13 protein-coding genes are annotated in these 10891 nt (G+C 72.3%); 11 read left to right on the top strand and 2 right to left on the bottom strand.

The genetic code is table 11. The features are described from left to right. The 3 genes from RT323_RS14245 to RT323_RS14235 form a co-directional block, all read left to right on the top strand. Positions 1–278, top strand: a 278-nt coding sequence (locus tag RT323_RS14245) for a Trp biosynthesis-associated membrane protein (RefSeq protein WP_313409641.1), incomplete at its 5' end; no start/stop codon positions are given. Positions 279–333: 55 nt separating this feature from the next. Then, positions 334–537 (top strand): HGxxPAAW family protein, encoded by a 204-nt coding sequence (locus RT323_RS14240; protein WP_313409640.1) that lies wholly within the window; start codon positions 334–336, stop codon positions 535–537. A gap of 98 nt (positions 538–635) precedes the next feature. Continuing rightward, positions 636–962, top strand: coding sequence for a DUF2752 domain-containing protein (locus RT323_RS14235; protein WP_313409639.1), 327 nt, complete (start codon positions 636–638; stop codon positions 960–962). Positions 963–965: 3 nt separating this feature from the next. Here the strand turns inward: RT323_RS14235 and RT323_RS14230 are convergent, their stop codons facing one another. After that, positions 966–1328, bottom strand: coding sequence for a hypothetical protein (locus tag RT323_RS14230; protein WP_313409638.1), 363 nt, complete (start codon positions 1326–1328; stop codon positions 966–968). A gap of 57 nt (positions 1329–1385) precedes the next feature. After that, the gene (locus tag RT323_RS14225; RefSeq protein WP_313409637.1) at positions 1386–2222 is read right to left on the bottom strand and encodes a hypothetical protein; all 837 of its coding nucleotides are present in this window, start codon (positions 2220–2222) and stop codon (positions 1386–1388) included. Positions 2223–2359: 137 nt separating this feature from the next. On the opposite strand from RT323_RS14225, the gene trpC reads away from it, so the two are divergent. From trpC to RT323_RS14185, 8 genes are all read left to right on the top strand, one after another. Beyond that, the gene (gene trpC, locus RT323_RS14220) at positions 2360–3175 is read left to right on the top strand and encodes an indole-3-glycerol phosphate synthase TrpC (protein WP_313409636.1); all 816 of its coding nucleotides are present in this window, start codon (positions 2360–2362) and stop codon (positions 3173–3175) included. A 38-nt stretch (positions 3176–3213) separates the two neighbouring features. Then, a complete protein-coding gene (trpB, locus tag RT323_RS14215) occupies positions 3214–4449 on the top strand; it encodes a tryptophan synthase subunit beta (RefSeq protein WP_313409635.1) in 1236 nt (411 codons plus the stop codon). Between the two features lie 35 nt (positions 4450–4484). Next, positions 4485–5282, top strand: a complete 798-nt coding sequence (gene trpA / locus RT323_RS14210) for a tryptophan synthase subunit alpha (protein WP_313409642.1) — start codon at positions 4485–4487, stop codon at positions 5280–5282. A 2-nt stretch (positions 5283–5284) separates the two neighbouring features. After that, complete coding sequence (lgt, locus tag RT323_RS14205; protein ID WP_313409634.1) at positions 5285–6124, top strand: prolipoprotein diacylglyceryl transferase; 840 nt, start codon at positions 5285–5287, stop codon at positions 6122–6124. Positions 6125–6191: 67 nt separating this feature from the next. Next, entirely contained in the window at positions 6192–7100 is a 909-nt protein-coding gene (gene miaA, locus RT323_RS14200) for a tRNA (adenosine(37)-N6)-dimethylallyltransferase MiaA (RefSeq protein ID WP_313409633.1), read from the top strand. 9 nt (positions 7101–7109) lie between these two features. Next, positions 7110–7919, top strand: coding sequence for a diaminopimelate epimerase (gene dapF, locus RT323_RS14195; RefSeq protein WP_313409632.1), 810 nt, complete (start codon positions 7110–7112; stop codon positions 7917–7919). After that, entirely contained in the window at positions 7916–9322 is a 1407-nt protein-coding gene (gene hflX / locus RT323_RS14190; RefSeq protein WP_313409631.1) for a GTPase HflX, read from the top strand. The genes dapF and hflX overlap by 4 nt, the downstream gene beginning before the upstream one ends. A 61-nt stretch (positions 9323–9383) precedes the next feature. Further along, on the top strand, positions 9384–10891 hold a 1508-nt coding region (locus RT323_RS14185), incomplete at its 3' end, for an ATP-dependent DNA helicase (RefSeq protein WP_313409630.1).

Raw genomic sequence — 10891 nt, 5'->3', positions numbered from 1 at the left:
TCCTGGCGGCCGGTGCCGGGAGCGCCCTCGAGACCGCTCGTGCGCGGGCGCTCGACGGGGCCGCCGTCTCCGGGACCGAGGTGGCGTGGGAGCAGTCCGTGGCGCAACCGCTGGCCGTCGCGGCCTTCGTCCTCGCCGCCGCCGTGGGTGCACTGGTGGCGTGGCAGGGCCCCCGCTGGGCCACGATGGGCCGCAAGTACGAGGCCCCCGCGGCGCGCGAGCCCGATGCGAGCGACCTCTGGAAAGCGATGGACGACGGCGTCGACCCGACGATCTGAGCACCGAGTAGGCTGTGCTCGAACCGCCCCCAGCACCACCCCTAGGAGTGACCCCATGTCGCACGGATCGTCGCCGGCCGCCTGGACCGCCGTCCTCGTCAGCCTCGCCGGCTTCCTCGTCGGCGGCATCGGCCTGATCCCCGAGCCGAACTGGATCGTCTTCACGATCGGCTGCGTCCTGGCGGTTGGCGCGCTCCCGCTGGGCAAGATCCTCTCGGTCGCCGGCTTCGGCTCCTCGCGCGTCAAGGGCGAGCACTGACGGTCGTCCCCACCGCACCGGCCGCCTCGCGCGGCCGGCTGCTGCGTGGCCCGCTGTGGGCCGCCGCCGGCGGCACCGCCGCCTTCGCCCTGCTGCACGTGCACGATCCGCACCAGCAGGGTGCCTACGGGTTCTGCCCGTTCCTGAACCTCACCGGCCTGCCGTGTCCGGGGTGTGGTGGCCTGCGTGCCGTCAACCTGCTGTCGAACGGCGAACCGGTCGCCGCCGTCTCCAGCAACCTGTTCGCCGTGGCACTCGTCGCCGTGCTGGTCGTCGCCTGGCTCGTGTGGACGGTGCGCCGCGCCCGTGGGGTCGCCGCACCGTTCCTGACGTGGTCGCCCCGGACCATCGTCATCGCCGGGCTCCTCGTGGCCGCGTTCGGCATCGCGCGACTGACGCCCTGGGGCGCCTGGCTCGCGCCGTAGGCCTCAGAACGCCCAGAGGTCCAGCACGCCGAACACGATCGACGTGAGCATGGACAGTGCTCCGAGCGAGACCGCGGCGACACCGACCCAGAACGCCGCCGTGGCGCTCGAGGCGTCACCGCCGTACTGCTCCACCTGCTTGCGCACCTGCTGGGCGAGGACGATCGCCACGATGCCGCCGCCGATCGCCAGCGGTCCGCAGCAGCACGTCAGCACGATGCTGACGATGCCGATCACCAGGGCCCACGTGGCGCGGTTGTCGCCGGGAGTCGGGCCCGGAGCGCCATAGCCCCACGGAGGCTGGCCGCCCGGGGGCGGCGGGTAGGACGGGCCTCCGCCCTGGCCGGGCGGCGGATAGCTGCTCATGCGCCGAGCCTAGGGTCAGGCCCTCGGCGTGCCGGGAGCCCGCCTCCCGGGCCAGGCTCAGGCGACCGGCTGGTCCTGGAACCGCTTGTAGGCGTACGCGGCCGCGATCGTCACGACCGGATAGGCCACGAACAGGCCCACGCAGCACAGGCAGAAGCCGACCAGGACGATGAGGAACGACAGCAGCGCCAGCAACAGGGAGTTGCCGAGGTTCGCGGACACGAGGCTGATGCTCGACTTGATGGCCTGGACGGGGGACTCGCCGCGGTCGACGACGAACATCAGCGCGAAGTACGTGAGGAACGCGAAGACGATGCCCGGGACGATGCACAGCAGCAGCCCGATCGTCACGCCGATGCCGACCAGCAGGGAGGTGAGGACGACCGGCACGATCGGCACGCGCGAGAGGGTGTCGCCGACCGAGAACTTGCGGCCCTCGCACTCGTCGAGCGCGCCGCGGTACAGCACTCCGGTGATGATGTAGCCGACGATCGTCGACACCAGGTTCACGATCGAGCCGGCGATGCTGAAGCCCGCGAGCGGGTTCGTCTCGTTGGCGGAGATGTCGGGCTGCACGAGCCAGCTGAGGCCCGAGAAGGCGATCGAGACCAGCACGATGGCAAGTCCGGCCAGGAGCCACTGGCCGAGGTTCGCGGTGAAACGGGACCAGCCGTACCCGATCGCGTCAGGGGCGCTGAACGGCGGGACGAAGCCGCCGTCGCCCGGCGGGGGAGGCGGTGGGTACCCGCCGCCGGACCCGTAGCCGCCACCGGAGTCCCCCGGCGGTGGCGGGTAGGACGATGCACCCCACGACGGCGGCGGCGTTGGGGTGGGGTCCTGGGGATCCTGCGGTTCCTGGGGATCGGGACCGACGGGCGGCTCGTTCGTCGTCATGCGCCGAGCATAGGGATCGACGGAACGTGCGTCACGTGTCCGAGCGGGGCCAGATGCGGGGCATGTGCGGGCAGACCCTACGCCCGGGCTAGGCTGGACGCAGTTCGAAGCGTGTTCGTCCGGGGAAAGGGAGTGCGATGTCGGTACTCGACGACATCCTCGCCGGCGTGGCCGAGGACCTGGCCGACCGCCAGGCCCAGATCAGCCTGGACCAGCTGAAGGAGACGGCCGCCAAGCAGCCGCCCGCGCTCGACCCGATGCCCGCCTTCAGGGCCGACGGCGTCTCGGTCATCGCCGAGGTCAAGCGCTCCAGCCCGAGCAAGGGCGCGCTCGCCGACATCAAGGACCCGGCCCAGCTGGCCACCGACTACGCGGCCGGCGGCGCCGCCGCGATCAGCGTGCTCACCGAGCGCAGGCGCTTCGGCGGCACCCTCGAGGACCTCAAGGCCGTCCGGGACCGGGTCGACGTGCCCGTCCTGCGCAAGGACTTCATCACGACGTCCTACCAGCTGTGGGAGGCCCGCGCCGCGGGCGCCGACATGGCCCTGCTCATCGTGGCCGCACTCGAGCAGAACGTGCTCGAGGGGCTCATCGACCGGGCGCGCTCCATCGGCCTGACGCCCCTGGTCGAGGTCCACGACGAGGACGAGGTCCGCCGCGCGCTGGACGCCGACGCCGACCTCATCGGCGTGAACGCCCGCAACCTCAAGACCCTCGAGGTCGATCGCGGCACCTTCGAGCGCCTCGCGCCCAAGATCCCCGACTCGGTCGTCCGGGTCGCCGAGTCCGGCGTCCGCGGACCCCACGACGTCATCGAGTACGCACGGTTCGGCGCCAACGTCGTGCTCGTCGGCGAGACCCTCGTCAAGGGCGACGACCCGCGCTCGACCGTGGCCGACCTCGTCGCGGCGGGCTCGCACCCGGCGCTGGCGCAGCGATGGCAGCCGAGCTGACTCCGCTCCCGCCGCTCCCATCTCTCCCCAGGACTCCCATGACTGAACTCTCCGGTCGCCCGGTTCTTCCCGACGGCCCCGGCCACTTCGGTCGCTTCGGCGGCCGCTTCATGCCCGAGGCGCTGATCGCCCCGCTCGACGAGATCACGCGCGAGTGGGAGGCCGCCCGGGCCGACCCCGCGTTCAACGCCGAGCTCGACCGGATGCTGCGCGAGTACGCCAACGTGCCCAGCCCGCTCTACGAGGCGCACCGCTTCTCGCGGGCGGTCGGGGCCCGCATCCTGCTCAAGCGCGAGGACCTCAACCACACGGGTGCCCACAAGATCCGCAACGTCATCGGCCAGGCTCTGCTGGCCAAGCGCATCGGCAAGCCGCGCTGCATCGCCGAGACGGGTGCCGGCCAGCACGGCGTCGCCTCGGCCACCGCGTGCGCGTACCTGGACCTCGATTGCACGGTCTACATGGGCAAGGTCGACACCGAGCGCCAGGCGCTCAACGTCGCCCGCATGCAGATGCTCGGCGCCGAGGTGATCCCCGTCAGCACGGGCAGCGCCACGCTCAAGGACGCGATCAACGAGGCGCTGCGCGACTGGGTGACGACGGTCGACACGACCCACTACCTGTTCGGCACCGCTGCGGGGCCGCACCCGTTCCCCACGATGGTGCGCGAGCTGACCCGTGGCATCGGCGACGAGGCCCGCGCCCAGTGCCTCGACCTGCTCGGCAGGCTGCCCGACGCCGCCGTGGCGTGTGTCGGCGGCGGCTCCAACGCGATCGGCCTGTTCACGGCTTTCGTGCCCGACGAGCAGGTCCGCCTCGTGGGCATCGAGGCCGGCGGCGACGGGTTCGAGACCGGCCGCCACGCCGCCACGATCACCGCCGGTGAGGTCGGCGTCCTGCACGGCGCACGTTCGTTCCTGCTGCAGGACGAGGACGGCCAGACGATCGAGTCGCACTCGATCAGCGCCGGCCTGGACTACCCGGGCGTGGGTCCCGAGCACGCCCACCTGGCCGACATCGGCCGGGCCCAGTACCTGCCGGCGACCGACGCGGAGGCGATGTCCGCCTTCGACCTGCTGTGCAAGACCGAGGGCATCATCCCGGCGATCGAGTCGGCGCACGCGCTGGCCGGTGCCGTGGCCCTGGCCAAGGAGATGGGACCCGACGCCACGATCCTGGTGAACCTGTCGGGGCGCGGCGACAAGGACGTGCACACCGCCGCGAAGTACTTCGGCCTGCTGGACGAGAACGACCGGGCGGAGACCGACCGATGAGTGAGCGCCAGCGAGCGGACGAACACGGGCCGGCGATGACCGCGATCGACGAGCTGTTCGAGCGCACCCGCGCCGAGAACCGCGCCGCCCTGGTCGGCTACCTGCCCGCCGGGTTCCCCACCGTCGACGGCTCGATCGCCGCGATCCGGGCGATGGTCGAGGGTGGCGTCGACTTGGTCGAGGTCGGCCTGCCGTACAGCGACCCCGTGATGGACGGGCCCACGATCCAGGCGGCCGCCGAGGCGGCCCTGGTCAACGGCACCAGGGTCGACGACGTGTTCCGCGTCGTCGAGGCGTCCGCCGCCACCGGCGCGCCGACGGTCGTCATGACCTACTGGAACCCGGTCGAGCGCCGCGGTGTCGACCGGTTCGCGGCCGACCTCGCCGCCGCCGGGGGAGCCGGGCTCATCACCCCCGACCTCATCCCGGACGAGGGCACCGAGTGGGACCGCGCGTCGCGTGCGCACGGCCTCGACCGGGTGTACCTCGTCTCGCCCTCGTCCACGGACGACCGGCTGGCGATGACCGCCGACGCGTCGAGCGGGTTCATCTACGCCACCGCCGTCATGGGCGTGACGGGCACCCGAGAGCAGTCCTCCAGCCTCGCGCCCGAGCTGGTCGCGCGACTGCGCAAGGTCACCGACAAGCCGGTGGGCGTCGGCCTCGGCGTCAGCAACGGCGCGCAGGCCCACGAGATCGCCGAGTTCTCCGACGCCGTGATCGTCGGCTCCGCGCTGGTCCGCTGCCTGCTGGACCAGCCCGACCAGCAGTCCGCGCTGACGTCGCTGCGTGAGCTGGCCGCCGAGCTGCGCGCCGGCGTCGAGAGGGACTGACCGTGCAGATCGCCCACTACATCCCGTCGCCCGACCAGGCGGTCTGGCACCTGGGTCCCGTGCCGTTGCGCGCCTACGCGCTGTGCATCATCGCCGGTGCCGTCGTGGCGATCGTCATCGCCGAGCGCCGGTTCGTCGCGCGCGGAGGCCGCGCCGGCGCCATCGGCGACATCGCGATCTGGGCCATCCCGTTCGGCATCGTCGGCGGACGGATCTACCACGTCATCACGACGCCCGAGCTGTACTTCGGCGACGGTCGCGACCCGCTCGACGTGGTCAAGATCTGGGAGGGCGGGCTGGGCATCTGGGGCGCCGTCGCGCTGGGCGGCGTCGGTGCGTGGATCGCGTGCCGTCGCTACGACATCGACTTCCTCAAGATGGCCGACGCGCTGGCGCCCGGCCTGCTCGTGGCGCAGGCCATCGGTCGCTTCGGCAACTACTTCAACCAGGAGCTGTTCGGCCGGCCCACGACCCAGCCCTGGGGCCTGGAGATCGCGCCGCAGTACCGCCCCGAAGGCTACGAGCAGTTCGCCACGTTCCACCCCACGTTCCTCTACGAGGCGCTGTGGAACCTGGCCGCGGCGGTCCTGCTGGTGTGGCTCGAGCGTCGCCTCAAGCTGGCGCACGGGCGCGTCTTCGCGCTCTACGTCATGCTCTACACGCTCGGCCGTGGCTGGATCGAGGCACTGCGGATCGACGACGCCAACCACATCGGTCCGTTCCGGCTCAACGTGTGGACGTCGATCATCGTCTTCGCGCTCGCGCTGGCCTACTTCCTGTGGGCCCGCCGCCTCGACCGGGCCAGTCCCGAACGCGACGTCACCGAGGCCGACACACCCTGACGGGCGCGGATCCGTCCCTCGGCCCCGCGGTCACGTCCTGGCCACGCCACGCTGGGAGACTGGACCCATGACCCCTCCCGGCACCGTCGTCGCGGTCGTCGGCCCGACCGCCTCGGGCAAGACGCGACTGTCGGTCGAGCTGGCGCACGCCGTCCGGGGAGAGGTCGTCAACGCCGACTCGGTTCAGCTGTACCGCGGCATGGACATCGGCAGTGCGAAGGCGACCGTCGAGGAACGGTCCGGGGTGCCGCACCACCTGCTGGACGTGCTCGACCCCGCCGAGGAGGCGAACGTCGCCCAGTTCCAGCAGCTGGCGCGCTCGGCGATCGACGACGTCCACGGACGTGGACGCGTGCCGATCCTGGTGGGCGGCTCCTCGCTGTACGTCCGGGCCGCGCTGGACCCGCTCGACTTCCCGGGCACGGATCCGCAGGTCCGCCGGCGCTGGGCCGACCGGCTCGACGAGATCGGCGCCGAGGCCCTCCACGAGGAGCTGGCGGCGCGCGACCCGCAGGCGGCGGCCGCCATCTTGGCCACGAACGGCCGACGCATCGTGCGAGCCCTCGAGGTCGGCGAGCTGACCGGTCGTCCGTTCGTCGCGACGATGCCGGCCCCCGTGTCGATCTACCCGGCGGTCGTCATGATCGGGCTGGACGTGCCGCGCGACGTCCTCGACGCCCGGATCGACGAGCGTGTCGACCGGATGTGGGCGGACGGCCTCGTGGACGAGGTGCGGGGACTGCCCGCACTGGTGGGCTCGCCCACGGCGTCACGGGCCCTGGGCTACCAGCAGGTGCTGGCGTTCCTGGCCGGCGACCTGACCGAGGACGAGGCCCGTGAGGAGACGAAGGCGGGCACGCGGCGGTTCGCGCGCCGCCAGGACCGGATGATGCGCAAGGACCCGCGCATCCACTGGCTGGCGTTCGACGATCCCGCGCTGGTGCGACGGGCGGTCGATCTCACGCGGGCACCGTAGGCTGGAACCATGGAGTTCGCGTGGTTCAAGGGTCATGGCACCGAGAACGACTTCGTGTTGCTGCCCGACCACGACGGCACGGTGCACGGGGATCTCGACGCCGGCTTCGTCGCGGCCCTGTGCGACCGTCGCCGCGGCATCGGCGCCGACGGTGTGATGCGGGTGATCCGCTCCGCCGCGGCCGGCATCGACTCGCCCGCCGAGTGGTTCATGGACTACCGCAACGCCGACGGCTCGCTGAGCCAGATGTGCGGCAACGGGGTGCGCGTCTTCGCGCGTCACCTGCTGCGGCACGGCCTCGTCGAGGGTCCCGAGTTCGGGGTGGCCACGCGCGACGGGCTCAAGGTGCTGCGTGTCGACGGTGACCAGATCGCCGTCGACATGGGCGCGTGGACGACCGGCACGCACACGAAGGTCGGTGCTGATGGCCGTGCCTGGGAGGCGCTCGAGGTGCACACCGGGAACCCCCACGCCGTCGCCTTCGTCGACGACGTGGCGGACGCCGGGAGCCTGCTCCAGCAGCCCACCTTCGACGAGGGCGTCTATCCCGAGGGCGTCAACATCGAGTTCGTGCAGCGGGTCGCCGATCGTCACGTGGCGATGCGCGTGCACGAGCGCGGCTCGGGCGAGACCCGCTCGTGCGGCACCGGGGCGTGCGCCACGGCGATCGCCACCGCCCGCGCCGACGGAGCCACCGACGCGACGTACCGCGTCGACGTCCCCGGCGGCACCCTGCACATCACCGTTTCCCCCGATCGAACCGTGCTGACCGGACCGGCTGTCATCGTCGCCGGCGGCACGATGGAGTGGTTCGCATGACCGACGACCAGACCCGCGCCGACGCCCCCGACCTCGACACGGGGCAGATGGACCTTCAGGACCGCTCGTCGCTGCGACGCGTCGCCGGCCTGTCGACCGAGCTGGAGGACATCTCCGAGGTCGAGTACCGCCAGCTGCGACTCGAGCGGGTCGTGCTGGTGGGCGTGTGGACCGAGGGCTCGGTCGAGGACGCCGAGAACTCGCTCACCGAGCTCAAGGCGCTGGCCGAGACGGCTGGCTCCGAGGTGCTCGACGCGCTGATCCAGCGACGTCAGAAGCCCGACCCCGCCACGTTCATCGGTCGCGGCAAGGTCGACGAGCTGCGCGACGCGGTGCGGGCGACCGGCGCTGACACCGTGATCTGCGACGGAGAGCTGGCGCCCAGCCAGCTGCGCAACCTCGAGGACCGCGTCAAGGTCAAGGTCGTCGACCGGGTCGCGCTGATCCTGGACATCTTCGCCCAGCACGCGAAGAGCGCCGAGGGCAAGGCGCAGGTCGAGCTGGCCCAGCTGCAGTACCAGACCCAGCGCCTGCGCGGCTGGGGCGGCAACCTGTCGCGCCAGGCCGGCGGCCAGGCGGCCGGCGGCGAGGGCATCGGTGGCCGCGGCCCCGGTGAGACCAAGCTCGAGACCGACCGCCGTCGCATCCAGGCCAAGATGGCCAAGCTGCGCCGCGAGCTCAAGGAGCTGCGCGGCACCCGCGAGACCAAGAAGGCCGAGCGCCGGCGCCACCAGATCCCGTCGGTCGCGATCGCGGGCTACACCAACGCCGGCAAGTCCAGCCTGCTGAACCGCCTGACCGGCGCCGGCGTCCTGGTCGAGGACGCGCTCTTCGCCACCCTGGACCCCACGACGCGCCGGGCCGAGACGTCGGACGGCCGCGTCTACACGCTGTCGGACACGGTCGGGTTCGTGCGGCACCTGCCGCACCAGCTGGTCGAGGCGTTCCGCTCGACGCTGGAGGAGGTCGCCGACGCCGACCTGATCCTGCACGTGGTCGACGGATCGCACCCCGACCCCGAGGGCCAGATCAGCGCGGTCCGCGAGGTGTTCGCCGAGGTCGGGGCCGTCAAGGTGCCCGAGATCATCGTCATCAACAAGGCCGACGAGGCCGACCCGCTCGTGCTCAAGGGCCTGCTGGCCCGCGAGCCGCACGCCGTCGTCGTCAGCGCGCGCACGGGGGAGGGGATCGACGAGCTGCTGGGCGCGATCGAGGCCGACCTGCCGGTGCCCGAGGTGCTCGTCGACGCGATCGTGCCGTACTCGCGCGGGGACCTGGTCAACCAGGTGCACCTGCACGGCGACATCGAGGTCCTCGAGCACGAGGCCGAGGGCACCCACGTCGTCGCGCGCGTGCACGCGCAGCTGGCCAACGAGCTGGAGCCGTTCGCCAGGAACGCGTGACGCCCGAGGCGGCCTGTGGATCGATGCCCGATTCGCGACCGACGACAGGTAGCGTTCTTCCGTGCCCTCCAACCCCGGTGTCCGTGATGTCCTGAGCGCCGCCGTCGAGGCCGTCGGCGGTGCCGAGCGGCCGGGCCAGGTCGCGATGGCCGAGGCGGTGGCCGACGCGCTCCAGCACGAGAAGCACCTGCTCGTGCAGGCGGGCACCGGCACCGGCAAGTCGCTGGGATATCTCGTCCCGGCGCTGCTGCACCACGAGCGGGTCGTCGTCGCCACCGCCACCCTCAACCTGCAGCACCAGCTGGTCGAGCGCGACATCCCCGCACTCAAGGAGGCCGCGCGCAGCACGATGAGCACGGTGCCGCACCACGCGGTGCTCAAGGGCCGCGCGAACTACGCCTGCCTGCACCGCGTGCGCCAGGGCGCCCCGGACGAGCAGGGCGTCCTCGTCGAGGTGCCCGAGGGCTCACTGGGCGCCGAGGTCGTGAAGCTGCGCGAATGGGCCGAGTCTCAGGCCGAGGGCGGTCACGGTGGGGACCGCGACGCCGCCCCGACGCACGGCGAGCGTGCCTGGCGCCAGGTGAGCGTCTCCTCACGCGAGTGCCTGGGGGCCAGCCGCTGCGAGTACGCCGCCGAGTGCTTCGCCGAGCGCGCGAAGGAGGACGCGGCGCGCGCCCACGTCGTCGTCACGAACCACGCGATGCTCGCCATCGACGCGATCGAGGGCGTGCCGATGCTGCCCGAGTTCGACGCCGTCGTGATCGACGAGGCCCACGAGCTGGCCGCCCGCGTCACCCAGGCCTCCACCGACGAGCTCGATCCGGGCCTCATCGAGCGCGCCGCCCGGCGCGCCAGGCCCTACCTGGACGACGGTGCCGCGGCCGACGACCTGGGCGACGCGGCCGACTCGCTCGCCGACGCCCTGACGCACGTGACGCCCGGCCGCATCGACGCGATCGAGCCGGCCCTGGCGGGTGCACTCGCCTTCGTCCGCGACTGCGCCCGGGCGTGCTTCTCCGCGTTCGCGAAGGAGAAGGGCGAGGAGGCCGATCCCGGTCGTCAACAGGCGCGCAGTGCGATCGAGGACATCCGCACGGTGGCCGAGCGGATGGCCGCGGGCCGCGAGACCGAGGTCCTGTGGCTCGGGGACGGACGCAGCGGCCTGCACCTGAGGATCGCGCCGATCGACGTCTCGGGCGCCCTGCGCGCGAAGCTCTTCGGCGAGAAGACGGTCGTCCTGACCAGCGCCACGCTCACCCTGGGCGGCTCGTTCGGTCCGGTCGCGGCCTCGCTGGGGCTCGACATGGCCGGCACCGACTGGACGGGCCTGGACGTGGGCTCGCCGTTCGACTATGGGCGTCAGGGGATCCTGTACGTCGCGAAGAACCTGCCCGCGCCCGGCCGCGACGGGCTCGAGGCCGACCAGCTGGGCGAGATCACCGCGCTCGTCAAGGCGGCCGGCGGGCGGACGCTCGGGCTGTTCTCCTCGCGGCGTGCCGCCGAGCGGGCGGCCGAGTACGTGCGCGCCTCGCTGCCCGACCTCGACGTGTGGTGCCAGGGCGACGCCCA

It is taken from the genome of Aeromicrobium sp., from assembly GCF_032084975.1.
Taxonomy (GTDB): domain Bacteria; phylum Actinomycetota; class Actinomycetes; order Propionibacteriales; family Nocardioidaceae; genus Aeromicrobium.
Note: the sequence above shows the minus strand (reverse complement) of the source record. Positions and strands in the feature narration are given on the sequence as shown.

What these genes read in the sequence shown, in the direction of transcription:
- RT323_RS14240 (WP_313409640.1), top strand. Translation starts at nt 334, where the DNA reads ATGTCGCACGGATCGTCGCCGGCCGCCTGGACCGCCGTCCTCGTCAGC.
- RT323_RS14230 (WP_313409638.1), bottom strand. Translation starts at nt 1,328, where the DNA reads ATGAGCAGCTATCCGCCGCCCGGCCAGGGCGGAGGCCCGTCCTACCCG.
- RT323_RS14225 (WP_313409637.1), bottom strand. Translation starts at nt 2,222, where the DNA reads ATGACGACGAACGAGCCGCCCGTCGGTCCCGATCCCCAGGAACCGCAG.
- trpC (WP_313409636.1), top strand. Translation starts at nt 2,360, where the DNA reads ATGTCGGTACTCGACGACATCCTCGCCGGCGTGGCCGAGGACCTGGCC.
- trpB (WP_313409635.1), top strand. Translation starts at nt 3,214, where the DNA reads ATGACTGAACTCTCCGGTCGCCCGGTTCTTCCCGACGGCCCCGGCCAC.
- trpA (WP_313409642.1), top strand. Translation starts at nt 4,485, where the DNA reads ATGACCGCGATCGACGAGCTGTTCGAGCGCACCCGCGCCGAGAACCGC.
- miaA (WP_313409633.1), top strand. Translation starts at nt 6,192, where the DNA reads ATGACCCCTCCCGGCACCGTCGTCGCGGTCGTCGGCCCGACCGCCTCG.
- dapF (WP_313409632.1), top strand. Translation starts at nt 7,110, where the DNA reads ATGGAGTTCGCGTGGTTCAAGGGTCATGGCACCGAGAACGACTTCGTG.
- hflX (WP_313409631.1), top strand. Translation starts at nt 7,916, where the DNA reads ATGACCGACGACCAGACCCGCGCCGACGCCCCCGACCTCGACACGGGG.